The organism is Mesorhizobium sp. SEMIA396 (genome assembly GCF_024518615.1).
Lineage (GTDB): Bacteria > Pseudomonadota > Alphaproteobacteria > Rhizobiales > Rhizobiaceae > Mesorhizobium.
The window spans coordinates 458,340-482,655 of the sequence record NZ_JANIFC010000001.1; the positions used below are offsets into that span (position 1 = coordinate 458,340).

Sequence of the window (24,316 nt, forward strand, 5' to 3'; positions counted from 1 at the left end):
GGTGCCTGGGTTTCGTATTTCCATATTTTTCGAAATTTGGGTTGACGATGCGAAAAGTGCCGTATAGTTTATTTCCATGAAACTCGAAAAAGCAGCCTCCCAGCTCGAAGCGCTCGGCAACCCGACGCGGCTTCAGCTCTATCGCATCCTGGTGCGCGCCGGTGACGACGGGCTTGCCGTCGGCAGCGTCCAGGGCAAGCTCGACATTCCGTCCTCGACGCTGTCGCATCACCTCAAGCGGCTGGTCGACACCGGTCTGGTGACGCAGGAGCGGCAAGCGACGACGCTGATCTGCCGCGCCAACTATCCCGGCATGAATGCGCTGATCGGCTACCTCGCCGACGAGTGCTGCGCCGACGCCGCCTGCGCGCCCGCCGCCGGCAAAGCGCTGGCTTGATTTTTTTGCGCTTATAATTCGAACATACCGGAAGGATGGAACCTATGGACATGATGGCAAACCTTCCCGTCGCGGTGATCGGCGCCGGCCCGGTCGGGCTGGCAGCCGCGGCGCATCTGGTCGAACGCGGCATCACTCCGCTCGTCCTGGAACGCGGCGAAAGCGTGGGTGCGGCGCTGCTCGATTGGGGACATGTGCGGGTGTTTTCGCCATGGAAATATAACATCGATGCGGCGGCGCGGGCGCTGCTCGACCGCTCCGGCTGGACGGCGCCGGATAGCCAGGGCCTGCCGACCGGCGGCGAGATCGTGCGCGATTATCTGGCGCCGCTTGGCCGGCTTCCCGCGATCGCCGCCAATTTGAAGCTAGGCGCCGAGGTCACCGCGATCACCCGTCAGGGACACGACAAGGTCGCCAATGATGGCCGCAAGGACGCGCCCTTCGTCATCCGCTATCGCGATACCGGCGGCGAACACCGCGTTCTCGCGCGCGCGGCCATCGACGCGTCCGGAACATGGTGGCGGCCAAATCCGATCGGCGTCGACGGGCTGCCGGTTGTCGGCGAAGGCGAGGCGTCGGCACGCATCGCCTATGGCATTCCCGACGTGGTCGGCAAGGCGAGAGAAGACTATGCGGGCAAGCGCATCCTGGTCATCGGCGGCGGGCACTCGGCCATCAACGTCGCATTGGCGCTGATGGAGTTGCAGGATGCGGCGCCTGGCACCGAAATCTTCTGGGCGCTGCGCCACGCCAGCATCGAGAGACTGCTCGGCGGCGGGCTGAACGACCAGTTGCCGGAACGCGGCGCGCTTGGATTGGCGGCCAGGCAGGCGATGGCGGATGGCAGGCTGAACATGCTGGCGCCCTTCGCCGTCAACGGCATCGAGAGACAAGGCGAGGGCCTCGTGGTCGACGCCAACCTGGGTGGCAAGCCGTTCAACCTGGCCATCGACCGCATCGTCGTCACCACCGGCTTCAGGCCAGACCTGTCGTTCCTGAGCGAAATCCGCATCGCGCTCGATCACGCCGTCGAAGCGCCGCCGGCACTGGCGCCACTGATCGATCCAAACTACCACTCATGCGGCACGGTTCCGGCGCATGGCATTGCAGAGCTCGCGCACCCCGAACCGGGCTTCACCATCGTCGGCTCGAAATCCTACGGCCGTGCCCCGACTTTCCTGATGGCGACCGGCTACGAGCAAGTCCGCTCGGTGGTGGCCGATATTGCCGGAGACCATGCCGCGGCCCGCGAAGTCCGGCTGGTGCTGCCGGAGACCGGCGTGTGCAGCGCCGTCGGTGTCGTGACGGTGTCGGCAAGCGCCGGCTGCTGTGGCGGGCCCGCGCCCGCCGCTGTCGATGCCTGCTGCGTCAGGGATGCGGACGCCAAGGCAACCGGCGCATCGGGTTGCGGCTGCGCAACCGCGCCAGCCACCGAGACGCGAGAGAATATGGCGGCCGGCGTCGATGCCTGAACGATCTGTCCTGCGCAAGGCAATCTGGGCGCTTGGACTGACCCAGATCATCGGCTACGGCACGCTCTATTACAGCTTCTCGATCCTCGCGCCGGCAATGGCTGGGGAGTTCGGGCTCACGGAAGGCTGGGTATTCGGCGCGCTGTCGGCCTCGCTCTTTGCCGGCAGCCTGTTCGCGCCGACTGCCGGGCGGTGGGCCGACCGCTTCGGCGCCGGGCGCATAATGACCGTCGGCTCGGTGGCGGCAGCCGTGGCGCTGGCGCTGTGCGCCGTCGCGCCCGACCGCGTGACCTTCGTCCTGGCATTGCTGGCAATGGAGCTGGCCTCCAGCTTCGTCCTCTACAGCGCCGCCTTCGTGGCGATCGTGCAGATCGGGGTTCCCCGGCCGCAACGCAGCATCACCCACCTGACGCTCATCGCCGGGTTCGCCTCGACCCTGTTCTGGCCACTGACTTCGGCGCTGCATGCGCATCTGACATGGCGCGAGGTCTATCTTTTGTTCGCCGCACTCAATCTCGGGCTCTGCCTGCCGATCCACGCCTGGCTGATGCGCCTGTCGCGCCGCCACGCAACAGTCATGCCGCAAGAGCGCGGGCCCGCCCCCGATGAAGCGGGCACGCGGCTCGATGCGCGGCGTGGCCGGGCCGTGTTCCTGCTCATGCTGGCGGGGTTCGCCACCGAGGGCTTCGTGCTGTCGGCGATCCTCATCCACATGGTGCCGCTGACGGCGGCGCTGGGGCTCGGGACCGCAGGCCTTTTCGTCTCGACCCTGTTCGGGCCGGCGCAGGTCGCCAGCCGGCTGATCAACATGCTGTTTGGCGGCCGCCTGCAGCAAACGCACCTCGCCGTCATCGCCGCGTCGCTGGTCACAGCCGGGCTGTGCGCACTGCTCCTGACGACGCCATGGCTGCCCGGCGCCTTCGTGTTCGTATTGCTGTTCGGCCTCGGTTCCGGCCTCACCAGCATCGTCGGCGGCACCTTGCCGCTCGAACTCTTCGGCCGCGAGGGCTATGGTGCGCGGCTCGGATGGGCAAGTGCTGCCCGTCAGTTCACCTCGGCCTTCGCGCCGTTCGCGCTCGCCTTCATGATGGCGCGGACATCCGTCGCCAATTCCCTGTGGGTCCTGGTGGTCGTCGCCGCGAGCGGCGTCATCGCCTTCCTCGCCATCGTGCTGCTGAGGCGCCGCGGCCGGGTTGCGTTCGCCATTGGCGGCAATCCGGAAGAGGCGGCCTGACCGCGCCTCAATGTCTGAGAATCTTGCTCAGAAAAGCGCGGCTGCGGTCGGTCCTGGGGTGTGAGAAGAACTCGTCCGGCGTGCCGCTTTCGACGATGGCGCCGGCGTCCATGAACACCACGCGCTGGGCGACCTTGCGGGCGAAGCCCATCTCGTGTGTCACCACCATCATGGTCATGCCTTCATCGGCGACCGCCACCATGACGTCGAGCACTTCGGAAATCATCTCGGGATCGAGGGCCGAGGTCGGCTCGTCGAACAGCATGATCTTGGGTCGCATGCCAAGGCAACGCGCGATCGCCACGCGCTGCTGCTGGCCGCCGGAGAGCTGTGCGGGATAGGCATCGACCTTATCGGCGAGGCCAACCTTGGCCAGCAATTCGCGGCCTGCTTTTTCAGCCTCGGCGCGCGGGATCTTGCGGACGTGGATGGGGGCGAGCGTGACGTTTTCGAGTGCCGTCTTGTGCGGGTAGAGGTTGAACGACTGGAAGACGAAGCCGATCTCGGTGCGCAGCTGCGTCATGTTGGTGGCGGGGTCGCCCAGGCGTTGGCCATCGACGACGAGGTCGCCGTCCTTGATCGCCTCCAGGCCGTTGACGCAGCGGATCAGCGTGCTCTTGCCCGAGCCGCTCGGGCCGCAGACGACGACCACTTCGCGCGGCTCGACGCTGAGCGTGATATCCTTGAGCACATTGAGCGTGCCGAACCATTTGTTGACGCCGCGAAAGTCGATCATGCCGGTTTTGGCAAGGCCCGTTTTGGTCATGTTTTCTGGACCTTTGGGGTTGGAAGTCACAACTGCACCTCGCCATGCGCCGCGCCCATGCGCTGCTCCAGCCGGCGGGCCAGCATGATCAGCGGATAGCAGACGATGAAATAGCCGACGCCGACGAGGAAGAAGACCAGCAGGCCGTTGGGCACACGCTGCACCACCAGCCAGCCAACCCGGGTGAGGTCGGTGAGCCCGATCGCCGAGACGACGGAAGAATCCTTGATCAGCAGCACATACTGCCCGACCAGCGGCGGCAGCACGATGCGCATCGCCTGTGGGAGGACCACCTGGCGCATGCGCTGCAAGCGCGACAGGCCGGACGCCAGCGCCGCCTCGACCTGACCTGTCGGCACCGAGCGGATGCCGGCAACGACGATCTCGCAGATGAAGCAGGCGGCGAGGTTGGTCAGCGCGATGATGCCGGCGGTGAAGGCATCGAGTTCGATGCCGAACTCAGGCAGGATGAAGAAGATCAGGAAGATCTGCACCAGGAACGGCGTGCCGCGGATCAGGTCGACCCAGGCCCCGATCAAGCCCGAGATCAGCCGGTTGCCGCCGGTCCGCAGGATGCCGAGGCCGAAGCCAAGCAGGGTGCCGAGCACCAGGCTGATCAGTGACAGCATCACGGTCATGCCGAGGCCGCGCAGGGCCAGCGGATAAGAGCCGGCGAGGCTTTGCAGTTGTTGCCAGATCATGTCCGCGCCCCCGCCGTGCCGAGCCAGCGGCTGGAGACGCCAGCCAGTCCTTTCAGTCCGTAATACAGCAGCAGGTAGAAGGCGGCGATGGTGAGGAAACCTTCGGCCGGCATGAAGCGGTCGGAAGCGAGCAATTGGCCGGCGCGCGTCAGTTCGGAAACCGAGATCAGCGACAGAAGGGCGGAATCCTTGACCAGCACGATCGCCTGGCCAAGCAGCGGCGGGATCGTCACCTTGAAGGCCTGCGGCAGGACGACCAGACGCATGCGCTGGACATAGGTCATGCCCGAAGCGACGCTGGCCTCGACCTGGCCACGTGGGATCGACAGGATGCCGGCGCGAATGATTTCAGCGATATAGGCGCCGCTGTTGAGCGACAGCGCGAGAATGCCGACGACCAGCTCAGGCAGGACGAAGCCGAGCCGGGGCAGGCCGAAATAGAGGAAATAGAGCTGCGCCAGCAAGGGTGTGGCGCGTACGGCGTCGATATAGGCCTTGGCCGGCACGCGAAACAGCCAGCCGCGCTGCAGGTTCATGGCGCACAGCACGATGCCGACGATCAGTGCGCCGACAAAGGACAGCGCCGACAGCCAGACGGTCGTGATCAGGCCCTGCCCGAACAGCGGCAGATATTCGACAATGGTGCGGAAACTGAAATTTTCGAGCATCGTTGGGTGCAATCCCCAGAGTGCAGGAAACGACGGATGAAGCGAAATTCCAGGCGGTTTCGCGGCGCTTGAGACGCGCGCGAAACCGCCTGGGTTTTATCGCTGCTTAGTGGTCTTTCTTCCAGGCGTCGGAATTGACCCAGTAGTCGAGGTTCTTCTGCAGGCGACCATCGATGGTGACCTGGTTGAGGAACAGGTTCATCCAGATCAGCAGGTCCGGCTCGTCATAGCGGGTGGCGAAGGCAAGCGGCTCCTTCGACAACAGGTCCGGCATGATGGTGAAGCTGCCGGCCGGATAGGCGGTCGACTGGCCCTTGACCGCCGAGACGTCGTTGACGCCGCAATCGGCCTGGCCGTTGTTGACGGCGTCGAGCAGCAGCGGACCGCCGCCCTTGTAGCTCTTGATGTCGGCGTCGGGGAAGGCTTTCTTGGCTTCCTTCTCGCCGGTGGCGCCGAGCAGCACGGCGATCTTGGTGCCCTTGGCCTTGCAGTCCTCAGTGGTCTTGAACTTGCTGTCGGCCTTGGTGAAGACGGTGCTGCCCGTGTACATGTAAGGCGTGGTGAAGGCGACCTTCATGCCACGCGCCAGCGTCGGTGTCATGTCGGCGACCAGAAGGTCGGCCTTACCCGACAACAGCGCCGGAATCAGACCATCCCAGTCGAAGTCGAGGAACGTGATTTTCACACCCATTTCCTTGGCCATCAGTTCGGCCAGTTCGACCGAACTGCCGGTGCGTTCGCCGTTGGCGCCAACCAGCGAGAAGGGCGGTCCTTGAGTCTGCACGGCGACGCGCAACTCGCCGCGCTTGGTGATGTCGTCGAGCGTACCGGCACTGGCAGCGGCAGTGAGCCCGGCGAGTGCAAGCCCGGCGATGAAAAATCTGGCAATCTTCATTTCGGTATTCCTCCTTGTTTTATTGTTCCACGTTGTTTTTCACCCTTTGGGGTGCTTTTTGAGCGGCAGCGCCGTTGCCGACGGCAGCCACCGTTCGAAAATCTTCCTGCCTCAGTCCCGTGCCACCGTCTCGGAAACCGTGATGCCACGCTTGGCCAGTTCGTCGAAGAACCTGATGTCGGGCACGTCCAGCAGCGGGTTCAAAAGGCCCGGTCTGGTGATCTCACGCCGCGCGAGCATCTGCGCCACGATGCTGGCGGGATAGCCGACGCCGAGGCTCATGCCGAACAGGCCCGAAGCCAGGTCCCGCTCGATGATCAGGTCCGACGTCACCGTCTTGGCGCGGCCGTCTTCGAGGCCGGAAAAGACATTGCGCATCACGCACAGGTCCTTCTCGCCGGGACCATATTGCAGTTGCGGGCCGAGCAGACGGCCGAGGAATTCGCGCGGGCTGTTGCCTGTGCCGGGCACCTTGTCTTCGGAGAGGAAGCCAAGCTCCTTCAGCGGCGCCCAGAAGGCCGACCATCCCGGCCAGCGCAGCGTGTAGCGGCCGGAGCGGCGCAATCCCTTGGCGGCGTCCAGCATCTCGACATAATGCAGCGCATCGCCATTGGGGAAGGCTTCGAGCTTGCCCAGACCCGCAACCTCGATTTCATGGATGAACGGATTGTCGTGCTGCTGGCCGGCCGGCACCGCGACGCGTTTCCCGTCTTCGATCATCACGCTGTCGCGGTTCTGGCTGACCAGGACCATGTCGAAATTCCAGCTCACCTTGTAGCACAGCGGCTTGGCCATCGCCTTCGGCTCGGGGATGCCGCCGCAATAGGAATCGATCGAGGAAATCGAGTCGAACTGCCTGGCGGCGCGCGCGTACAGCACGAGGTCGATGCCGGGGTCGAGCCCGCATTCGGTCATGATCGAGACGCCGGCCTGTTCGGCGGCTGGCGCCAGGTCGGCGATCGACTTGGCGTAATTGGTGGTGACCAGCGGCGTGCGCGTGGCGATCGCGGCCTGCACCGCCTGGCGCATCAGCGGCTGCGGCAACAGGTCGATGACGGCGTCGACATCATCAAGCACAGTGGCCAGCGCCGGGCCGATCGCGCCTTCAGGCACCACGAAGCGCACGCGGGCAAGATCGGTCAGGCCGGCAAGCCGGGCCGGGCCATCCGCTGCGGTATCGACGCAGACGATTTCCTCGACGCCGACGCTGGCGACGAGGTCGGCGATTGCCGCCCGACCTTGCAGGCCGAGGCCGCCTAGTACCGCGATCTTCATGCCGGCTCCTTGCGGTCGTCCGACCAGCAGCCTTCCGGCAGGCTGACCCATTTGTTGCAGGACGCCATGACGACGAAGGTTTCGCTGCGCACGACTTCGCCGGGCTCGCCGGCGCCGGGGATCAGTTCGCTGGTGACGCGGTAGAGATCGGCGACGTCACCGGCCACCGTCACGTCGACGATGATGTCGAAGCGCCCGGTGACCACCGAAGCCGAGTTGACGAAGGGCAGTTCGGAAATGCGCTGTGCCAGTTCGCGGGCCCGGCCGCGCCCCTGGGCATTGATGCCGACAATGGCCGAGATCAGCTCGGGGCGCTCGGTCAGGTTCAGCAGGCCGACGATCTTGAGCAGGTTGCGGTCGAGCAGGTTGCGCAGCCGCGTGCGCACCGTCGGCACCGAAATCGCCAACATCTCGGCGATGCGGTTGATGCCCGGCTGTGCATCCTGCGACAGCTGTTTGACCAGCCGCCGATCGGTCAGATCAAGATGTTCCCGCAAAGTCCCCGTCTTTCACAAAAGGAAAAAACTTCGGCTATTTTTTTGCCAATGTGCAAACAAGCTACGTCACGGATATTTGAAAAGCAAGGCGCTGTTTTCACGCGAACTGGGTAGGTCGTCTGCCTGCAGGCGGCCGAACGTGCTGGCGAAAGGCAGCGCGCAGACTAGGACAATCGTGTTGTGATCGGGCGATTGAAGGTGGTGATGCCCCGCTGTCGACGCATGCCGCCGGCGCGTGGCCCGTCCGGATTTCTTCGATATTAATTTTCTTGGTCAAGAATTTGCCCGATCAAGCTGGCACAAGGTCGGCGATCTGCAATGATGTTCCAAGTTTTTCTGACATGATGCTTCATCGATATGGGCGTTTGACTAAAGTGGCGCAGTGTTACCTTGCTTGCCTTGCGGTCCTGCTCGCATTCGGCCCGCCGGTCATGGCAGCCGATAATCGTCTGCACAATTGCGGCGACGATGAGCTCGACGCCTCCAAGCGGATCGTCGTGTGCACCAGCCTGCTGGAGGACAAGGCCGTATCGGTGAATGATCAAGCCCTTGCCCATTTCAACCGAGCGAATGCACTGGACGGCAGCGGCGAATATGACCGCGCCATTGCGGACCTCGACCAGGCGATTGCGCTCGATCCGAATCATATCCTCGCCTTTCGACGGCGCGCCGAGATCTGGATGAAGAAAGGCGACAAGGCTCGCGCCATTGCTGACTATGACCAGGCGATCAGGCTCGATCCAAAGGATGCCTCGATCTACCGCGACCGCGCTGATGTCTGGGCGAGCAAGATGTTCTACAAGCGGGCCATTGCCGAGTACGATCAGGCGATCAGCCTCGATCCGAAAAACGCCGTCGGCTACAACAATCGCGGTCTGCTATGGTCGTACATCGATGATGCGGACCGGGCCTTAGCCGACCTTAGCCAGGCGATCACCCTCAATCCCCATTATGCCGAAGCCGTCACCAATCGGGGTCGGGTCTGGTCGTACAAAGGCGAGTATGATCTTGCGCTGGCGGACTACGATTACGCGATCGCCATCAATCCAGGCTATGTGCAAGCCTACGACAGCAGGGGCCTCGTCTGGGCATCCAGGCATAAATATGATGACGCCATATCAGATTACAATCTCGCGATCGCAATAGATGCCGGCTATGCTGGCGCCTACAGGAACCGTGCCGCGGCCTGGAGCGATAAAGGCAAATACGACACCGCCATCGCGGACTATGATCAAGCGATCTTCCTCAATCCTGAAGATGCCGCCGCCTATCTCGGGCGCTGTTACGTGTGGCTGTACATGGCGAAAAACAATCGCGCGATCAATGATTGCACTCAGGCGTTGCACTATGCGCCGAACTATCCCAGCGCCTACGAAGCGCTGGGTATCGCCAGTATGTACAAGACAGACTATGTCGAGGCCTTCGCCAACTTCAACGAGGCTGTTCGTCGAAACCCAAAATTCGCGGGTTTCTATCAAAGTCGCGGCATTGCCGGATTCTACTTTGGTCCGGCCGCCAAGGCACAGGCCGATCTGGAGAAGTCCGCCCAAATGCAGCCCCAGGATGCGTATTCCGCAATCTGGGTGGACCTTGCCCGGCGCCGCAACGGGCAGTCGAGCATCCTGCGCGTGGCAAAGCTCGACATGACGAAATGGCCGGCGCCGCTGGTCCGCATGCTGCTGGGTGACCAGGCGCCTGAAGTGACACTGAAGGCGGCTGATGATCCGGATGCAACCATCAGGAACGAGCAGGTCTGCGAGGCCAATTTCTACACAGCGGAATTCCAGCGGCTGCAGCATCGTGACGACGAGACGTTGCCGCTCTATCGGCTCGTGCTAAGCGATTGCCCAAAGCATTTCATCGAATACCTCGCTGCGATCAACGCGCTACGCTCCATGGGCAAAGCGCCGTAGAGCGCGACTTCACACCAGCGCCTCCGCCAGCAGTTTTGCCTGTGGCGTCAGATCCTCGAAGCGGCGGGCACAGAGGTTGAGCTGGCGTGTTGCCCAGTCGTCGGTCAACCGTAGGCTGCGCAGCGTGCGGGCGGAGCGGCGCGCGGCACTTTCGGGCACGATGGCGATGCCGGCGCCCTGGGCGACCAGCCGGCAGACATTGTCGAGGCCGGGCACGCGGATGCGGAAGTGCAGATGGCCGCCAAGGCGGGCGGCCTGACGGGTGATGTGCTCCTGCAAGGGATGGCCGGCGCTCAGGCCGACAAAGGCTTCGCCGAGCAGGTCGCCGAGGCTGGCCGTATTGCCTTCGAGGTCGGGCCAGTCTCGCGCGGCGATCACCATGAGCCTGTCGATGAAGAACGGCTTCTGCTCCAGATGCGAAAGGCCGGCCCAGGTCGCGGCGATGCCGAGATCGGCGGCACCGCTTGCCACCGCCTCTGCGATCTCGTGGCTGGGGCGCTCGTCGAGGTCGATGTCGATGCCGGGATGCGCGACGAGGAAGGCCGGCAGCATGTCGCGCAGCAGCGCGCTGGTGGCGGCCGTGTTGGCCATCAGCCGCACGCGGGCGCGCAAGCCCGTGGCATAGGCGCCGAGGTCGCCGGCCATCGCCTCGATCTGGTTCTGCACCGCCCGCGCATGGTGCAGCAGCGCCTGCCCGGCGGCCGTCGGCACCACGCCGCGCCGCCGCCGCTCTAAAAGCGGCGCGCCGAGGCTTTCCTCCATGCCCTTGATGCGGGCGCTGGCGGAGGCGAGCGCCAGCCCCGCAAGTTCGGCACCATGGGTGATACTGCCGCGCTCGGCGACCAGCAGGAACAGCCGGAGATCGGTAAGATCGAAGCGCATCTTTCTTCTCCTGCAGGGCTTCAGCCTTCGGCGCAGGCGAAGGCTGACGGCGTAACTTCCACATTGTGGGCGGCCGGCATGTCAGTCAAATCTTTTGCGATGGAGATGCGCGATGAGCGAAAAGGCGACAGGCCGGCATGGACCCGGCATACTTGAAAGCGCGGCGATCGTGCTTGCGATCGCGGTGGCCTCGCTTGCCATGGCGCGAGCGGAGCCCGGCCAGCGCGGTTGCGTGGCGATGGCTGCCCCTGTCCACCATGAAGCAACGCCTGCAAAACCCGCACCCGACGATGATGCGGCGGACATGCTGTTGCATGACTGATCGAAGCGGCACCCCGAAGGAACGACCGTGCTGAGCGTCGGCGTCATCGCCTGGATCGGCGCGGTCTTCCTTGCCGCGGGCTTCGTCAAGGGTGTCGTCGGCATGGGGCTGCCGACCGTGGCGATGGGGCTGCTGGCGGTAACGATGCCGCCGGCGCAGGCGGCTGCCCTGCTCTTGATCCCGTCGCTGGTCACCAATCTTTGGCAGTTGTTCACCGGCCCATCCTTCGGCGGGCTGTGCAAGCGGTTGTGGACGATGATGGCCGGCGTCGTGCTTGGCACCGTCGCCGGGGCCGGTCTGCTCACCGGCACACACTCTGGCGTTGCCTCGGCCGGGCTCGGTGCGGCGCTGGTGCTTTACGCCATTCTCGGCCTGCTCAAGCTTGGCTTCACCACGCCGGCGCGCCACGAGGCGTTGGTGTCACCGCTGGTCGGTGTGGCGACCGGGCTGGTCACCGGCGCCACCGGGGTCTTCGTCATCCCGGCCGTGCCCTATCTGCAATCGCTGCGGCTGGGCCGGGAAGACCTCATCCAAGCGCTCGGCCTGTCCTTCACTGTGTCGACGGCGGCTCTTGCCCTTGGGTTGTTCAAGGCAGGCGCGTTCGCATCGCCGACAATGCAACTGGCGGGATCGGTCCTGGCGCTTGCGCCGGCGCTCGCCGGCATGTTCGCCGGCCAGGCGCTGCGCCAGGCGATGAGCGTCGAGACGTTTCGCACGGTGTTCTTCGCCGGGCTGCTGATGCTGGGCGGGTATCTGGTCTTGGAGGCCGCGCTCTGGTCTTCGGCATCCTAAGCGGCCGGTGGCGATTGGCGCGGAGCGTGATCATCAGCGTCATGCAGCGTCCCATGGAGGCTTTGTCGTCATGGTGCGGCGCAACCGGTGGTTCGGATGCTGCGGCGCGTCGAGACGTTCCAGAAAAGCGGCGTAGACATCCGGCTCGACAGCAAAGATGTCGCGGTTGAGCAACGTGTCTTCAGTGGCACGCTGCAACGCTTCGAGCATGAAGTCCTTGCGCATGAATGGGCTCCTTCCCTGCGTTAACAGCATAGCATAGCGACGATGTCACTACGATCTGTCGGTCCGGCCGCCCGATGAAAAGTCGCGCCCTCATTCGGCAATCGACCTGATGACGTTGGCCGGGTTTCCCCCGACAAGCGTGTTCGGGGGAACGTTCCTAGTGACCACGGAACCCGCCGCGACAACCGAGTTTTCGCCCACCGTCACGCCGCCGATGACCGTCGCGCCGGCCGCGATCCAGACATTGCGTTCGATCACGACCGGCTTTGCGGTCGTGAAGGCGCGACGCCGCGACGGTTCGAGGGGATGGCCCGAGGTGATGAGGCTGACATTCGGCCCGATCATGACATCGTCGGCGATGTCGAGCCCGCCAAGATCATAAAAGGTGCAGTTCTGATTGATGAAGACATTGCGCCCGACGCGGATATCGGATCCGCCGGTCGTGTAGAAGGGCGGGATCAGCAGGAAGCTGTCGTCGACCTTCCTGCCAATGAGTTCGCTGAACAGGGTCCGGACTTCAGCCGCGTCGTTGAAGGTCAAGCGGTTGAGGCTTGCGGTGGTCGCCATCGCCCGTTTGACGTCGGCCAGCATGGCGGCCGACTGCGGCATTCCGCTGGGAATTATCCTGGTGCGACCCTCGTCCGCCATTCGTCAATTTTCTCCGGCGCGGTCGAACAATGTTGGCGCACGACAGCCGCGCCGGGATGGTCTCCGGCTGTTATTTGAGCATGATTCCGAAAGTCAGTTCCAGCCCGGAAAAACGCCCTAGCGGACGACCAGCACCGGGATTTCCGTGTAGGACAGCACTTCCGCCGTCTGGCTGCCGAGAAGCAGCTTGCCCAGTCCGCGGCGGCCGTGCGAAGCCATGACGATCAGGTCGCAGCCCAGGGCCTGCGACAGTTCCAGGATGGCTTCGGCGGGCCGCTTGTCCTCGACATGCACGACCTCCGCGGAGACGCCGACGGCGTTCGCCGACGCCTTGCACTTGTCGAGCACTTCCTTAGCGTGTCGTCCCGCCTCTTCCTTGTAGGCAGCCAGTTCGTTGCCGGCGGCATAGCCGGCCATGGCACCCCCCAAGGCGAAGATCGGGAATGGTTCCGAGACGGTGACGAAGGTGACAGCAGCGCCGAGGCCCTTGGCCAACGTCAGGCCGTGAGTAACGCCCTTGTCGGCCAGTTCCGATCCGTCCGTGGCGATGAGCAGATGTTTGTACATGACGATCTCGACTTGTTGTGCAAGGGCCTGTGCCCTTGTGGTGGCGGGAGCCTTGTGGAGGCTGGCCTTGATATAGTTGCGGCCTCGGGCCGATCACAGGGCCGGCCCGCCGCCGATCAAGGCCAGGCGACCACGCAGTTTTGTACCAAGCGGATTCCCCTTTGCCGCATCGTCGCTTAAGGTGCCGGCGACACTGAAAGGCATTCCATGAGCAACGCGTATCCCCAAATCCATCTGGTCCGGCATGGTGAGACGGCATGGAGCCTTTCGGGGCAGCATACCGGCCGCACCGACATGCCGTTGACCCCGGTTGGCGAGGCCGCCGCGCGGGGTGTCGCCGATAGGCTCAAGGGGCTGTCTTTTTCGGCCGTATGGTCGAGCCCGTCGCAGCGCGCCTACAACACCAGTGTACTGGCCGGCTTCGACGCGCAGAGCGTCAAGAAGGACGATCTGCAGGAATGGGACTACGGCGCCTATGAGGGGCTGACGACAAAACAGATCCTGGCCGAGCGCCCCGGCTGGAATGTGTTTCGCGATGGTTGTCCAAAGGGCGAGATGGCGGCCGATGTCGGCGCGCGGGCCGACAGGATTATCGCCGGGCTGCGCGAGGCCAATGCCGGCATATTGGTGTTTTCCAGCGCGCATTTCTTGCGCGTGCTGGCGGCGCGCTGGATTGGCCTGCCGCCCGAAGGCGGCGCGCTGCTTGTGCTCGAAACAGCCAGCATCAGCGTGCTCGGCTACGAGCATGATTTGAGCGAGCCGGTCATCCGGAAATGGAACCAGAAGTAGGGCGGCTTTGGCCAGCGGCGCCGCTTCCGCCCTACCTGTCGAATTTCTTGATCGCTTCGGCGGTCACCGGCGTGAAGAAATTCACCAGATTGCCATCGGGGTCGCGAAACAGCAGCGAGCGATTGCCCCAGGGCATTGTGGTTGGCTTCTGCACAGTAACATTCCTGACGAGGTCCGAGAGCCTGGCGAATTCAGCATCGACGTCGCCGACGCGGAACTCGAGGATGACGGTGTGGTTGTCGGCGGGGCGGGCGATGTCGCCGCCGAACAGCATCAAGGTGCGCGTGCTGCCAATCGCCAGCGTGCAGGCCGGTGTCGCCAGTTCCGCGAAGTCTTCCGTGTAGACCGTCACGGGCATGCCCGTGATCTCGCCGTAGAAGCGCACGAGGCGCTGAACGTCCGAAGTGATGATGCGGACAGAGACGAAATTCATTGCTTTGGCTCCTGATCGTTGAAGCCGTGGCCGGCTCCCATCCGACCTATAGGCTAGGCCTCCGGACAGCTTTCCGTCAGGAAGGATTGCTGTGAGCCTGCACCAGCGCACGCGCTGCTTACCCCGTCAGCAGCGCCAGTTCCTCCGGTGTCAAATGCCGTGCCGTGCCCTTGGCGAGGTCGCCGAGCGGCAGGCGGCCGATGGCGATGCGGATGAGGCGCAGGACCTCGACGCCGTGCGCGGCGAGCAGGCGGCGGATGTGGCGGTTGCGGCCTTCGTCGAGCACGATCTCCAGCCAGGCGGTGCGGCCACCGCTGCGCAGCAATTCGATCGAGCTGGCGCTCAGGATCTCGCCGTCGACGCTCACGCCCGCGCGCAACGTCTTCAACATCGCCGCGTCCGGCACCGTGCCGACCTGCACGTGATAGGTTTTCGGCAAATGCGAAGCCGGGTCCATCAGCCGGTTGGCAAATCGGGTGTCGTTGGTCATCAGCAGCAGGCCTTCGCTGGCCTTGTCGAGGCGGCCGACCGGCGAGACGAAGGGCAGGTCGAGCCCTTCGAGGCAGGCATAGACGGTGTCGCGCTGCTGCGGGTCGTCGCGGGTGGTGACCAGCCCGCGCGGCTTGTTGAGCATGAGATAGACCTTGCGCTCGGCAACCACCGGCCTGTCGTCGACGACGATGCGGTCGCGGTCGAGGTCGACCCGCAGGGCTGCATTGCGCACCACCTTGCCGCCGATGCGCACACGGCCTTCGGCGATCAGCACCTCGGCCTGCGTGCGCGAGCACAGGCCGAGCTTCGACAGTGCCCGGTTGAGACTGACGCCCAATAGCTTGCTGGTGTGTAGTTTGCCGGCGGGTGGCTTGCCGTTAGGCGGTTTTCCGGCGGGTGGTCGTGCTGCCATGCTGCGGATCGTCCGTTATGACAGACAGATGCCACGGGGGGTGACGGCTTCGCAAGCTGGATGCGGCGAGGGCCGGCAACCCGAGGCCAAGCTTGATCCAGGTCCGCCGCGCATTGGAAGCCGATCGGCGGTTTCAGAATTTGCGCGGGTCGATACCTTTGGTGCCCGGTCCGTAGGGGCTCGGATAGATCTCGCCGATGGTCATCAGTTCGATCTCGCCATCGAGGGTGGAGCCGATGATCTTCACGTCGGGATCATCGCAGCAGAATTCCCAGATCACTTGCCGGCATTCCGCGCACGGCACGCCCGAATAGGGGCCGTGGCAGACGATGGCCTCGATCTGCCGCTCGCCCGCCGCAGCCATCTGCATCACCGCGTTGCGCTCGGCATGCACCGATTGCTGCAAGGTGACGATCTCGACATTGCAGGCGGCGAACAGCCGGCCAGATGAGGTGCGCACGGCCGAGCCGACCTTGTGGTTGGAGTAGGGCGTGTAGGCCTTGTCGCGCGCTTGCGCGGCGGCTGTGACAAGTGCCTGGTCGGCACTCGAAAGCTTGTCGAAGCTGGTCTTCTTCATCGGTCTCTCCACATCCATGCCCCATCCCGCACTGATTCAGGATGGAGCGCTATCTCTTTGCTTTCTTGCGACCTTTCCTGGCTCAAGCGTCCTGCCGCTCCGGCCGTGTAACGAGCCCGGCGGCGAACGGGACGACCGAAAGGAAGAAGCCTACCAGCGAGGCTGGAATGCCGCCGGGTTCGCCCATCAGCACGAGGATGGCGGTCGAGCCGGCGCCCAGCACGATGGTCGCCAACATCGACCAGGAGGGAATGCGCCAGCCGAACGTGGCCGATAGCACGGGCAGCAGCAGGCCCGGCACATAGACCGAGAAGCCGAGCATCAGGATGGTGACGATGCCGGGCACGCTGAGCGCCACCACCAGCGCCACCAGGCCGAGCACGAGCAGCAGGATGCGGCTGGTCCACAGCCTTTCCCTGTCGCTGGCGTCGGGGCGCAGCCGCGAGATCACGTCGCGCTGCAGGGTGGTGGCGGTGATCAGCAATGTCGTGCTGGCCGTCGACATCGCCACCGCCAGGAAGGCGGCCACCAGCACGCCGATGATGCCATGCGGCAAAAGCTGCACCATCAGGTCCGGCATGGCGTTGACCGGGTTGGTGCCGGACGGCAGCAGCGCCTTGGCTGCGACGCCGAGGAAGGTGAGGATGACGCCGAACACGGCCATGATGACGAAGCCGTTGATCAGGCCCTTGCGCGCCGTCTCCGGCGAGTTGGCGGAAAAGACGCGCTGGAAGCCGATCGTGTCGATGAAGCCGGCGGGCAACAGCAGGAACCACACGAATAGCGTCGCAGGCGGCACGTTGGCGAACAGATTGTAGAAGCCGGGAATGTCCCTGGTCGCCTCATAAACATGCGAGACGCCCGGTCCGAAGATGACGAACAACGGCGCCACCACGCCGATGACGACCAGGAAGATGACCGCCTGCAGCACGTCGGTCGCCACCACAGCGAGGAAGCCACCCAGCATGGTATAGACGATGACGACGAGGAAGGCGACGATGGCGCCGGTGGTCGGGTCCATCCCCGAAAACAGCGTGAACACCATCGAGATGCCGAACACCTGCGCGGCCGCCCATGCGAGGTAATTCCAGCTGGTGACCAGCGAGGCGGCGACCCGCACCGAACCCGGATAGTCCTGCGCGACGATGTCGGGCGTCGTCACATGCATGCGCTGGCGCACGATCTTGGCCAGGAAGATGCCCATCAGCAACAGTCCGATCGGGAAGGTGAACCACCACCATGTGCCCGAAATGCCGTAGCGGACCACCATTTCAGGCGTGCCGAACAGGCCGGCAAGCCCGGTCCACGAGGCGAAGGCCGAAATGGTCAGCCACAGCGGCCCCATGCGCCGGCCGGCGACGATGTAGTCTTCCTCGGTCTTGATCGAGCGGGCGAAGAACAGCCCGATTGCGGTGACCGCCACGAGATATACGGCGACAACCGCGATATCCAGATTTCCCATTTTCTACCCCTTCAGGTGCAAAGCCAAATGCCGCGCCACGCCTTGGTGCGGCGCCGTTCTGTCCGTTGCCCCTTTTCGGTGGGGCTTGACGACCCTCTGCAAGATTTGTCACATGCAAAAAACTTTTTTGCAAGTGCTGAATATGGACCATGATCGGAGACTGCGAATGACCCAGGCGAAGGCAAATCTGGCAAACCCGGAACTGGTCGAACGCGGCCGCGCCCGTATCGCCTGGATCCGTTCGCGCATGGCGATGCTCGCCACCCTGCGCTCGGAGTTCCGCGAAACCCAACCCTTCGCCGGCCGGCGCATCGGCGTGTCGCTGCATGTCGAGCCGAAGACTGCGGTGCTGCTCGAGGTGCTCGCCGAAGGCGGGGCCGAGATCGTCGGCACCGGCAATCATGGCTCGACGCAGGACGATGTCGTCGCCTTCCTGCAAAGCCAGGGCATCGGCGTGTTCGGCAGCCGCGCCGACACGCTGGCCGACCATCACGCCAATCTGGCGCGGGTACTGGATGCCAAGCCCGACATGCTGCTCGACAATGGCGCCGACCTTGCCGCCGGCATCATCGAACGCGGCTGGGCGGCCTCCATTCTCGGCGGCACCGAGGAGACGACGTCCGGCGGCGACCGGCTGCGCGGCGAACTGGCCGGCAAGGTGCCGTTTCCGTCGATCGTCATCAACGACAGCCCACTGAAGGCGATCGGCGAGAACAAGCACGCGGTCGGCCAGTCGGTTGTCGAAAGCTTCATGCGCATCACCAATCTGATGATCCCCGGCCGGCGCTTCTGCGTTATCGGCTATGGCTGGTGCGGGCGCGGCATCGCGCAGTACCTGCGGGCGCTGGGCGGCCGCGTGGCGGTCGTCGAGGTCGACGAGATCAAGGCGCTGGAAGCCGCCCTCGACGGCTACCGGGTGGCGCCGCTGGCGGATCTGGCACCATGGGCGCAGGTGTTCATCACCGCCACGGGACGCGCCGGCGTGCTGCCGGCCAGCGCGATTGCCGCCATGCAAGATGGTGCGGTGCTTGCCAACTCAGGGCATTTTCCGTGGGAGATCGACACCGAGGGCATGCGTGCCATGACGACCGGTAGCACCGATCTCGACGGCACCTTGCAGCGTCTCGACCTTGCCAATGGCCGGCATGTCATCCTGGTCGCCGACGGGCGCATGTTCAACCTTGCCGGCAGCGAACCGAAGGGCAATTCGATCGAATCCATGGACATCGGCTTCATGCTGCAGGCGCTGTCGCTGGAGCGGGTGGTGAAGGGCGCTACCGGCGAAAGACCGGCGCCAGGCGCGCAGCCGGTGCCCGACGACATCAACCAACGCATCGCCAGGCTGATGATGGCTACGATGGGGGCTGCCTTGTAACTATAGTAGCTCCTGATTCTATCTCTCTGTTTTGACGCAATTCCTGCCGGAAACCGTTTCACACTTTTCCTGGAATTGCTTGGTCCGGGAAGGATTGTGGGGCATGGCTGGCAAGACTGCGGAAGCGCCGGACTATTCGGTACCGGCCCTGGAAAAGGCGTTCGACGTCATCGAGCTCTTGGCTGAGCAGAAGGACGGGCTGAACCAGGGCCAGATTGCCGAGGCGGTCGGCCGCTCGATCCACCAGATCTACCGCGTGCTGCAGGCGCTGGAACGGCGCGGCTATATCTTTCGCGATCGCCCGGCCGGGCTCTATTTCCTGTCGACCCGCATGTTCGAGCTGGCGCACCGGCATGAGCCGCTGCGCGGCCTCGTCCAGGCAGCGCTGCCGTCGATGCGGCGGCTGTCCGACTCCATCCAGCAGTCCTGCAATCTCGGCGTCCACAATGCCGGAAGGGTACTGATCCTGGCGCAAGTGGAAAGCCCGGCGGCCTTCGGCTTCCGCGTCCGCGTCGGCGCCGAGTTCCCGCTGTTTGCCACCGCCACGGGCCGCACGCTGATGGCGTTCCAGCCGCAGGATAGAGTCAACCAATGGCTGCAAGTCTCTGGTGTTCTTGACGAAAAGGCCGAGGTGGAGCGTGCGCTTGGCCGCATCCGTACCGCCGGCCATGAAGAGGTGGCGGACGGGCTGCAGCCGGGTGTCATCGATCTTGCCTTTCCGGTCATCGGGCCGTTCGGCCACTCCGTCGCCGCGCTGACCGTGCCCTATGTGGCGACCACCTACAGCATGCTCGACCTTGCCACCGTGCGCCACCATGCCGCGCAGGCGGCGCAGGAGATCCGGCTGGTGCTGGCGCCCGAGCCATTAGGCCAAAGCGAGGCCTCGTGACCGCTTCGTTCGCGCCGATAACCAAGACCGTCGTCATCGGTGCCGAGCCGGCCAAGGTCTGGCGGATACTGACGACGCCAGAAATGATCCCGCAATGGATGTCCGACGAGGAGTTGACCGTCAGCCTGCAAGGACAGGCCGGCGGCGCGATCGTGATGCGCGGATTGCTGCACGGAATGCCGTTCGAGAACCATGGCACCATCCGCGCTTTTGAGCCGGGAAGGAGCTTCGCCTACAGCTACTGGAGCACGTTGTCGGCCCCGCGTCTGGCGGACGTGCCCGAAAACCACACGGTGGTCAGCTTCGATCTGGCGCCAGCGGATGAGGGAACGCTGCTGACGCTGACGCTCAGCGATTTTGCCGAACCGGCGATCCGTCCGCATGCCAATCTCTACTGGGGGCCGACCTTGCAGATCCTGAAGGCGGTCTGCGAGCGCGTTTGAGGGCGGGCGTCTCCCCGCGGACGGTCGTCCCGCCCTTACTCTTTGGGGTGTCGGGCGAGAGCCAGCGCGCGGATGCGGTCGGCGACGGCGCTGTCGACCGGGTTGTAGACGGTCAGGCTCAAATCCGGCCGGCCGTCGACCGCGAAGCCCGAATATTCCAGTTCGATATCGCCGAGTTCCGGGTGCTTCAGGCGCTTTGTCCCGTCGCCGTGGCTGAGCACGTCGTTTGCCCGCCACAGGGCGGCAAACTCGGGGCTGGCGCTGCAAAGCTCGTCGACGAGTTCGCGCACCTCGGAGACCGCGCCGGCGCGGGCCGCATCGGCACGAAACGAGCCGACCACGAAACGGGCCAGGTTTTGCCAGTCGTGCTGCCTGGCGCGGATATGGGGACTGAGGAACATGAAGCGCAGGATGTTGCGCTCGCCCTCGGGCAGGGCGCTGTAGTCGGTCAGCACGACCCGCGCGGCGCGGTTCCAGGCAACGACGTCCCACGTAGCGGTCCTGACTATGGCGGGGCTGGCATCGAGCGTGTCGATGAGGCGCTGCAGCCGTGGGCTGACACCCTCGGCACCGGTGTAGCGGACCTCGGGCGGGCGCCCGAGCCCCAGCATGAAAAGATGTTCGCGCTCCGCCTCGGTCAGCAGTAGCCCCTTGGCGATGCGATTGAGGACATCGGCCGAGGGTGCGCCGCCGCGGCCCTGCTCCAGCCATGTGTACCAGGTCGGGCTGATGTTGGCGCGTTGGGCGACCTCTTCCCGGCGCAGTCCCGGCGTGCGTCGGCGGCCCGAAAAGCCGAAGGAAGCCGGATCGAGCCGCGTGCGCCGGTCTTTGAGGAACGCTGCCAGCGAGCCGGCGGAATTGGAGGGCATCCTGTTAGCCATTATACCATGATAAGATCACTACTTTAATAGAATAATAGACCAGCAATATTACGCAGGCAACTGTGCAGGAGATTTTGCATGCGTATCTTTCTCACCGGCGCGACCGGTTTCATCGGTTCGGCGATCGTTCCCGAACTCATCAAGGCGGGCCACCAGGTGGTCGGCGTGACCCGCTCCGACGCCGGCGCCGAGGCGCTGGTCGCGGCAGGCGCCGAGGTGCATCGGGGCACCCTCGAAGATCCCGAGGGGCTGCGCGACGGCGCGGCGAAGGCGGAGGCTGTGATCCATACGGCGTTCGACCATGATTTCTCGCGGTTTGCCGAGAATTGCGAAAAGGACAAGCGCGTCATCGCCGCTCTCGGCGCCGCCCTGGCCGGCTCCGACCGGCCGCTGGTGATCACCTCCGGCGTCGGCATGGGCAGCCCTGGGCATGGCGAACTGGCGATTGAGGACGTCTTCAATGCCAGCCACCCCAATCCGCGCATAGCCTCCGAGCTGGCCGGCAATGCGCTTCTGGAAAACGGCATCAATCTGTCGGTGGTGCGGCTGCCGCAGGTCCACAATCCGGTCAAGCAAGGGCTTATCTCGCCGCTCATCGAGATCGCGCGTGAAAGGGGCGTCTCGGCCTATGTCGGCGAAGGCCGCAACCGCTTCTCCGCGGGCCATCTCCTCGATGCGGCGCGGCTTTACCGGCTGGCCGTGGAAAAGCGGCAACCGGGAGCACGCTATCACGCGGTCGGCGAGGAAGGCGTCGAGGTGCGGGCCATCGCCGAGGCGCTTGGCCGGGGCCTGAAATTGCCGGTCGTCTCCATCGCGCCGGAAAGAGCGGCGGAGCATTTCGGCTGGATGGCAATGTTCGCGCCGATGGATCTGCCGGCCTCCAGCGCGCTGACACAGGCACGATTGGGCTGGCATCCGACCGGCCCGACGCTGATCGCCGATCTCGACGCCATGCGGTATTGATGCGCCTAGCAACGTTTGAGGTGAGCCGAAGTCTCTGAACTTCGTCATCCCTGGGCGAAGCAGGAGCGCAGCTCCGTCGCGGAGACCCTGGGATCCATGCCGCGACCTTAATCATAGGGTGCAGCGGAGCAGAATTCTGCACCGCTGCGGGGCTTCCGAGTCCCGGCATGGATCCCGGGGTCTGCGCTGCGTCGCTTCGCTCCTTGCTCCGCCCCAGGATGACGACTTTTCGGGATCATGCTCCAGGGCTGACCGCGTAGCGCAGATGGACGAGCCCATGCGCCAAGGCCTCGCAGCTCATCAGGGACAACTGCATCTTGCCCGCCAGGCCGCTCTCGCCGAACTCGACGAAGGCCTGGTTGGCGGCGCGTCCATCGATCGCGGGCGCCACGAGAAGGCTCAGTTCATCGACGAGCCCGGCCGCAAGGAACGAACCGTTGATGCCGGCGCCGCCCTCAAGCAGCAGCCGGCTTATGCCGAGTTCGCTGCCGAGCATCTCGAGCACAGCCGCGAGATCGATGTCCGCCGCTTCCGACACGATATAGGACACGCCGTCAGCGGCAAGCTCGGCCAAATGGCTGTCGGCGACGTCGCGCCCAAGCAGCACCACGACATGGTCGCCGCCGATGTCGGGTTTGGAAAAATGGAGCTTGCCCGAGGCATCGAGCGCCACGGCATAACTGCCCGCATCCATTTGCGCGAAATGATAGGGCCGGTCGACCTTGCCGACATTGGCTGGTGGGTGCGCGGCGGCCTTGCTCATCTCGGCCATGGTGACGCGGCCGACGATCCAGGCGTCAGCCGCGAGATCACTGTGGATATGTTCGTAGAGGCTCGACCACTCCGCCCGGGTCCCGTCCGGACTTGTCGTGTAGCGGCTTGGATGAAGGCTGCCGTCGAGTGATGCGAGCATATGGCAGACGATTTGCGGCTTCATACGGGTTCTCCAGATCACAAAAACTTCGCGAGTCAGTCCAAGGTAGTGCCGGGCAGAGGGAATGGAAGCCAAGCATCTCAGGGAGATGTTGCCCACGCTGCAAACCAAAATCCGACAATTCCGATAAATTGCCCGGCACCTCTGTTATATCGAGGTTGCACAAATGGTTGACCCTGGGTTAGCATCCCCAGGCAGGCGTCGGTGGGAGGCTCTTTTTACAGCGGCGGCCAGCTGGAGCGGCATGCGTTTTCGGGCGCAGGGAGGATGCTCCACACTTTGAACCGACGCATGATCCTTCCTGAAACCGATCCCGGTTTTCGGGGTCGTGCGTTCTTGTGGAGGAGGATCCCATGAACAGACGTGAATTCCTGCTGTCGTCCGCGGCTTTCGGCGCCATGATGGTCGCCGCGCCCTCGGTGTTTGCGCAGGACAAGCTCACCATCCTTGGCTCGGTGCCCAGTCTCGGCTTTCCGTTCTTCGTGCACATGCTGAACGAGATCAAGGCGGAAGCCGCCACGCAAGGCGTCAATTTGACCGAAAGCGACGGCCAGAACTCGGCCACCAAGCAGACCGCCGACATCGAGGCGGCCTTGGTGCAGAAGGTCAACGCCATCGTCATCTCGCCGCTCGACGTCAATGCGCTGGCGCCGGCCATCGAGGAAGCGGTCAAGGCCGGCGTTCCCGTGGTGACGATCGACCGCCGTGTCGACGGCGTCGAGGGCATCCTCGCCCATGTCGGCGCCGATAACGTCAAGGGCGGCGAGGCGGAAGCCAACGCGGTGGTGGCGGCGTTCCCCAACGGCGCCAAGCTGTTCCATCTGCAGGGCCAGCCCGGCGCCGGTCCGGCGATCGACCGCAACAAGGGCGTGCACAATGTGCTCGATCCGCTGAAGGACAAGTACCAGATCGTCTTCGAGCAGACCGCCAACTTCGCCCGCGCCGAAGCGCTGTCGGTGACCGAAGCCGGCCTTGCCGCCAACGGCAAGCCGGACGCCATCGTCTGCGCCAATGACGACATGGCGCTCGGCGCCTTGGAGGCCTGTGCGGCGCGCAACTTCACCGACGTCAAGATCTACGGTTTCGACGCGCTGCCGGAAGCGCTGGTCGCGGTGCGCGACGGCAAGCTTGCGGGCACCGTCGAGCAGTTTCCCGGCGAGCAGTCGCGCACCGCGGTGCGCATCGCGGTGGCCTTTGCCAAGGACAAGACCGAGCCGAAGGAGAAGCTGGTGCTGCTGACGCCGATCGTCATAGGCAAGGACAATCTCGACAAGGCGGAGCGGATTGGCGAGACGAAGTAGGGGTTTGGCGGGGATCGGCCGATTGGCAAAGCCGGCGGGACAGCGCTCCCCTCTGTCCTGCCGGACAGAGGGGGGCGTTCAAGCGCTGACAGGCGACATCAACTGCATGGA

General features: G+C 64.4%; 28 protein-coding genes. 12 read left to right on the top strand and 16 right to left on the bottom strand.

Annotated elements, in window-relative coordinates; all coding sequences use genetic code 11:
* Positions 1–76 precede the first annotated feature (76 nt).
* Genes NP503_RS02280 through arsK form a run of 3 tightly spaced genes read left to right on the top strand, consistent with a single transcriptional unit; the run spans position 77 to position 3,103 of the window.
* A complete protein-coding gene (locus tag NP503_RS02280; protein WP_127272114.1) occupies positions 77–397 on the top strand; it encodes a helix-turn-helix transcriptional regulator in 321 nt (106 codons plus the stop codon).
* Positions 398–441: 44 nt separating this feature from the next.
* Positions 442–1,869: an NAD(P)-binding domain-containing protein gene (locus tag NP503_RS02285; protein WP_127272112.1), complete on the top strand. Its 1,428-nt coding sequence runs from the start codon at positions 442–444 to the stop codon at positions 1,867–1,869.
* Positions 1,862–3,103, top strand: coding sequence for an arsenite efflux MFS transporter ArsK (gene arsK, locus NP503_RS02290; protein ID WP_127270947.1), 1,242 nt, complete (start codon positions 1,862–1,864; stop codon positions 3,101–3,103). Before NP503_RS02285 ends, arsK begins: the two co-directional genes overlap by 8 nt.
* Positions 3,104–3,110: 7 nt before the next feature.
* On the opposite strand, the gene NP503_RS02295 is transcribed toward arsK, so the two are convergent.
* The 6 genes from NP503_RS02295 to NP503_RS02320 form a co-directional block, all read right to left on the bottom strand.
* The gene (locus tag NP503_RS02295; RefSeq protein ID WP_164748892.1) at positions 3,111–3,839 is read right to left on the bottom strand and encodes an amino acid ABC transporter ATP-binding protein; all 729 of its coding nucleotides are present in this window, start codon (positions 3,837–3,839) and stop codon (positions 3,111–3,113) included.
* Between the two features lie 56 nt (positions 3,840–3,895).
* Entirely contained in the window at positions 3,896–4,570 is a 675-nt protein-coding gene (locus NP503_RS02300; RefSeq protein WP_127272108.1) for an amino acid ABC transporter permease, read from the bottom strand.
* Positions 4,567–5,238 carry an amino acid ABC transporter permease gene (locus NP503_RS02305; RefSeq protein WP_127271796.1) on the bottom strand — a complete coding sequence of 224 codons (672 nt, stop codon included), beginning with the start codon at positions 5,236–5,238 and terminating at the stop codon, positions 4,567–4,569. The genes NP503_RS02300 and NP503_RS02305 overlap by 4 nt, the downstream gene beginning before the upstream one ends.
* 106 nt (positions 5,239–5,344) lie before the next feature.
* Entirely contained in the window at positions 5,345–6,133 is a 789-nt protein-coding gene (locus NP503_RS02310; RefSeq protein WP_127272106.1) for an ABC transporter substrate-binding protein, read from the bottom strand.
* A 111-nt stretch (positions 6,134–6,244) separates the two neighbouring features.
* A complete protein-coding gene (locus NP503_RS02315) occupies positions 6,245–7,408 on the bottom strand; it encodes a saccharopine dehydrogenase family protein (RefSeq protein WP_127271167.1) in 1,164 nt (387 codons plus the stop codon).
* Complete coding sequence (locus NP503_RS02320) at positions 7,405–7,905, bottom strand: Lrp/AsnC family transcriptional regulator (RefSeq protein WP_127271168.1); 501 nt, start codon at positions 7,903–7,905, stop codon at positions 7,405–7,407. The genes NP503_RS02315 and NP503_RS02320 overlap by 4 nt, the downstream gene beginning before the upstream one ends.
* A gap of 269 nt (positions 7,906–8,174) precedes the next feature.
* Between NP503_RS02320 and NP503_RS02325 the strand changes: the two genes are divergently transcribed.
* Positions 8,175–9,818: a tetratricopeptide repeat protein gene (locus tag NP503_RS02325; RefSeq protein WP_127272103.1), complete on the top strand. Its 1,644-nt coding sequence runs from the start codon at positions 8,175–8,177 to the stop codon at positions 9,816–9,818.
* 9 nt (positions 9,819–9,827) lie between these two features.
* Here the strand turns inward: NP503_RS02325 and NP503_RS02330 are convergent, their stop codons facing one another.
* Complete coding sequence (locus NP503_RS02330) at positions 9,828–10,700, bottom strand: LysR substrate-binding domain-containing protein (protein ID WP_127269975.1); 873 nt, start codon at positions 10,698–10,700, stop codon at positions 9,828–9,830.
* A 112-nt stretch (positions 10,701–10,812) separates the two neighbouring features.
* Here NP503_RS02330 and NP503_RS02335 point away from each other — a divergent pair, with 112 nt between their 5' ends.
* Both NP503_RS02335 and NP503_RS02340 read left to right on the top strand, forming a co-directional pair.
* Entirely contained in the window at positions 10,813–11,022 is a 210-nt protein-coding gene (locus NP503_RS02335) for a hypothetical protein (RefSeq protein WP_127269973.1), read from the top strand.
* A 27-nt stretch (positions 11,023–11,049) separates the two neighbouring features.
* Positions 11,050–11,814, top strand: coding sequence for a sulfite exporter TauE/SafE family protein (locus NP503_RS02340; RefSeq protein ID WP_127269971.1), 765 nt, complete (start codon positions 11,050–11,052; stop codon positions 11,812–11,814).
* Positions 11,815–11,853: 39 nt separating this feature from the next.
* Here NP503_RS02340 and NP503_RS02345 read toward each other — a convergent pair whose 3' ends face one another.
* The 3 genes from NP503_RS02345 to NP503_RS02355 all read right to left on the bottom strand — a co-directional run bounded on the left by NP503_RS02345 (position 11,854) and on the right by NP503_RS02355 (position 13,254).
* Entirely contained in the window at positions 11,854–12,039 is a 186-nt protein-coding gene (locus NP503_RS02345) for a DUF1778 domain-containing protein (protein ID WP_236382721.1), read from the bottom strand.
* Positions 12,040–12,129: 90 nt separating this feature from the next.
* Positions 12,130–12,648, bottom strand: coding sequence for a sugar O-acetyltransferase (locus tag NP503_RS02350; RefSeq protein ID WP_236382723.1), 519 nt, complete (start codon positions 12,646–12,648; stop codon positions 12,130–12,132).
* 156 nt (positions 12,649–12,804) lie between these two features.
* Complete coding sequence (locus NP503_RS02355; protein ID WP_127267216.1) at positions 12,805–13,254, bottom strand: universal stress protein; 450 nt, start codon at positions 13,252–13,254, stop codon at positions 12,805–12,807.
* A gap of 207 nt (positions 13,255–13,461) precedes the next feature.
* On the opposite strand from NP503_RS02355, the gene NP503_RS02360 reads away from it, so the two are divergent.
* Positions 13,462–14,043, top strand: coding sequence for a histidine phosphatase family protein (locus NP503_RS02360; RefSeq protein ID WP_127267215.1), 582 nt, complete (start codon positions 13,462–13,464; stop codon positions 14,041–14,043).
* A gap of 31 nt (positions 14,044–14,074) precedes the next feature.
* Here NP503_RS02360 and NP503_RS02365 read toward each other — a convergent pair whose 3' ends face one another.
* The 4 genes from NP503_RS02365 to NP503_RS02380 all read right to left on the bottom strand — a co-directional run bounded on the left by NP503_RS02365 (position 14,075) and on the right by NP503_RS02380 (position 17,419).
* Positions 14,075–14,476, bottom strand: a complete 402-nt coding sequence (locus NP503_RS02365; protein WP_127267214.1) for a VOC family protein — start codon at positions 14,474–14,476, stop codon at positions 14,075–14,077.
* Positions 14,477–14,594: 118 nt separating this feature from the next.
* Positions 14,595–15,380: a pseudouridine synthase gene (locus NP503_RS02370; RefSeq protein WP_236382725.1), complete on the bottom strand. Its 786-nt coding sequence runs from the start codon at positions 15,378–15,380 to the stop codon at positions 14,595–14,597.
* A gap of 133 nt (positions 15,381–15,513) precedes the next feature.
* Positions 15,514–15,957, bottom strand: a complete 444-nt coding sequence (locus NP503_RS02375; RefSeq protein ID WP_164748890.1) for a cytidine deaminase — start codon at positions 15,955–15,957, stop codon at positions 15,514–15,516.
* Between the two features lie 82 nt (positions 15,958–16,039).
* The gene (locus NP503_RS02380) at positions 16,040–17,419 is read right to left on the bottom strand and encodes a sodium:solute symporter (RefSeq protein ID WP_127267212.1); all 1,380 of its coding nucleotides are present in this window, start codon (positions 17,417–17,419) and stop codon (positions 16,040–16,042) included.
* A gap of 166 nt (positions 17,420–17,585) precedes the next feature.
* Here NP503_RS02380 and NP503_RS02385 point away from each other — a divergent pair, with 166 nt between their 5' ends.
* The 3 genes from NP503_RS02385 (at position 17,586) to NP503_RS02395 (ending at position 20,126) form a co-directional block, all read left to right on the top strand.
* Positions 17,586–18,794: an adenosylhomocysteinase gene (locus NP503_RS02385; RefSeq protein WP_127267211.1), complete on the top strand. Its 1,209-nt coding sequence runs from the start codon at positions 17,586–17,588 to the stop codon at positions 18,792–18,794.
* Positions 18,795–18,897: 103 nt separating this feature from the next.
* Complete coding sequence (locus NP503_RS02390) at positions 18,898–19,683, top strand: IclR family transcriptional regulator (RefSeq protein WP_127267210.1); 786 nt, start codon at positions 18,898–18,900, stop codon at positions 19,681–19,683.
* Positions 19,680–20,126 carry an SRPBCC domain-containing protein gene (locus NP503_RS02395; RefSeq protein WP_127267209.1) on the top strand — a complete coding sequence of 149 codons (447 nt, stop codon included), beginning with the start codon at positions 19,680–19,682 and terminating at the stop codon, positions 20,124–20,126. The genes NP503_RS02390 and NP503_RS02395 overlap by 4 nt, the downstream gene beginning before the upstream one ends.
* Before the next feature lie 35 nt (positions 20,127–20,161).
* Here NP503_RS02395 and NP503_RS02400 read toward each other — a convergent pair whose 3' ends face one another.
* Entirely contained in the window at positions 20,162–20,995 is an 834-nt protein-coding gene (locus NP503_RS02400) for a helix-turn-helix transcriptional regulator (RefSeq protein WP_164748891.1), read from the bottom strand.
* 90 nt (positions 20,996–21,085) lie between these two features.
* On the opposite strand from NP503_RS02400, the gene NP503_RS02405 reads away from it, so the two are divergent.
* On the top strand, positions 21,086–21,970 hold the full coding sequence (locus NP503_RS02405; protein WP_127267207.1) for an SDR family oxidoreductase: 885 nt from the start codon (positions 21,086–21,088) through the stop codon (positions 21,968–21,970).
* Positions 21,971–22,205: 235 nt separating this feature from the next.
* Here the strand turns inward: NP503_RS02405 and NP503_RS02410 are convergent, their stop codons facing one another.
* Complete coding sequence (locus NP503_RS02410) at positions 22,206–22,907, bottom strand: RibD family protein (protein ID WP_127267206.1); 702 nt, start codon at positions 22,905–22,907, stop codon at positions 22,206–22,208.
* 350 nt (positions 22,908–23,257) lie between these two features.
* On the opposite strand from NP503_RS02410, the gene NP503_RS02415 reads away from it, so the two are divergent.
* Positions 23,258–24,205 (top strand): substrate-binding domain-containing protein, encoded by a 948-nt coding sequence (locus NP503_RS02415; RefSeq protein WP_127267205.1) that lies wholly within the window; start codon positions 23,258–23,260, stop codon positions 24,203–24,205.
* Positions 24,206–24,316 lie beyond the last annotated feature (111 nt).

Bases quoted from the DNA above. Each gene is read 5' to 3' on its own strand.
- NP503_RS02280 (WP_127272114.1), top strand. From the start codon at position 77: ATGAAACTCGAAAAAGCAGCCTCCCAGCTCGAAGCGCTCGGCAACCCG.
- NP503_RS02285 (WP_127272112.1), top strand. From the start codon at position 442: ATGGACATGATGGCAAACCTTCCCGTCGCGGTGATCGGCGCCGGCCCG.
- arsK (WP_127270947.1), top strand. From the start codon at position 1,862: ATGCCTGAACGATCTGTCCTGCGCAAGGCAATCTGGGCGCTTGGACTG.
- NP503_RS02295 (WP_164748892.1), bottom strand. From the start codon at position 3,839: ATGATCGACTTTCGCGGCGTCAACAAATGGTTCGGCACGCTCAATGTG.
- NP503_RS02300 (WP_127272108.1), bottom strand. From the start codon at position 4,570: ATGATCTGGCAACAACTGCAAAGCCTCGCCGGCTCTTATCCGCTGGCC.
- NP503_RS02305 (WP_127271796.1), bottom strand. From the start codon at position 5,238: ATGCTCGAAAATTTCAGTTTCCGCACCATTGTCGAATATCTGCCGCTG.
- NP503_RS02310 (WP_127272106.1), bottom strand. From the start codon at position 6,133: ATGAAGATTGCCAGATTTTTCATCGCCGGGCTTGCACTCGCCGGGCTC.
- NP503_RS02315 (WP_127271167.1), bottom strand. From the start codon at position 7,408: ATGAAGATCGCGGTACTAGGCGGCCTCGGCCTGCAAGGTCGGGCGGCA.
- NP503_RS02330 (WP_127269975.1), bottom strand. From the start codon at position 10,700: ATGCGCTTCGATCTTACCGATCTCCGGCTGTTCCTGCTGGTCGCCGAG.
- NP503_RS02335 (WP_127269973.1), top strand. From the start codon at position 10,813: ATGAGCGAAAAGGCGACAGGCCGGCATGGACCCGGCATACTTGAAAGC.
- NP503_RS02345 (WP_236382721.1), bottom strand. From the start codon at position 12,039: ATGCGCAAGGACTTCATGCTCGAAGCGTTGCAGCGTGCCACTGAAGAC.
- NP503_RS02350 (WP_236382723.1), bottom strand. From the start codon at position 12,648: ATGCCGCAGTCGGCCGCCATGCTGGCCGACGTCAAACGGGCGATGGCG.
- NP503_RS02355 (WP_127267216.1), bottom strand. From the start codon at position 13,254: ATGTACAAACATCTGCTCATCGCCACGGACGGATCGGAACTGGCCGAC.
- NP503_RS02360 (WP_127267215.1), top strand. From the start codon at position 13,462: ATGAGCAACGCGTATCCCCAAATCCATCTGGTCCGGCATGGTGAGACG.
- NP503_RS02365 (WP_127267214.1), bottom strand. From the start codon at position 14,476: ATGAATTTCGTCTCTGTCCGCATCATCACTTCGGACGTTCAGCGCCTC.
- NP503_RS02370 (WP_236382725.1), bottom strand. From the start codon at position 15,380: ATGGCAGCACGACCACCCGCCGGAAAACCGCCTAACGGCAAGCCACCC.
- NP503_RS02375 (WP_164748890.1), bottom strand. From the start codon at position 15,957: ATGAAGAAGACCAGCTTCGACAAGCTTTCGAGTGCCGACCAGGCACTT.
- NP503_RS02380 (WP_127267212.1), bottom strand. From the start codon at position 17,419: ATGGGAAATCTGGATATCGCGGTTGTCGCCGTATATCTCGTGGCGGTC.
- NP503_RS02385 (WP_127267211.1), top strand. From the start codon at position 17,586: ATGACCCAGGCGAAGGCAAATCTGGCAAACCCGGAACTGGTCGAACGC.
- NP503_RS02390 (WP_127267210.1), top strand. From the start codon at position 18,898: ATGGCTGGCAAGACTGCGGAAGCGCCGGACTATTCGGTACCGGCCCTG.
- NP503_RS02400 (WP_164748891.1), bottom strand. From the start codon at position 20,995: ATGCCCTCCAATTCCGCCGGCTCGCTGGCAGCGTTCCTCAAAGACCGG.
- NP503_RS02405 (WP_127267207.1), top strand. From the start codon at position 21,086: ATGCGTATCTTTCTCACCGGCGCGACCGGTTTCATCGGTTCGGCGATC.
- NP503_RS02410 (WP_127267206.1), bottom strand. From the start codon at position 22,907: ATGAAGCCGCAAATCGTCTGCCATATGCTCGCATCACTCGACGGCAGC.
- NP503_RS02415 (WP_127267205.1), top strand. From the start codon at position 23,258: ATGAACAGACGTGAATTCCTGCTGTCGTCCGCGGCTTTCGGCGCCATG.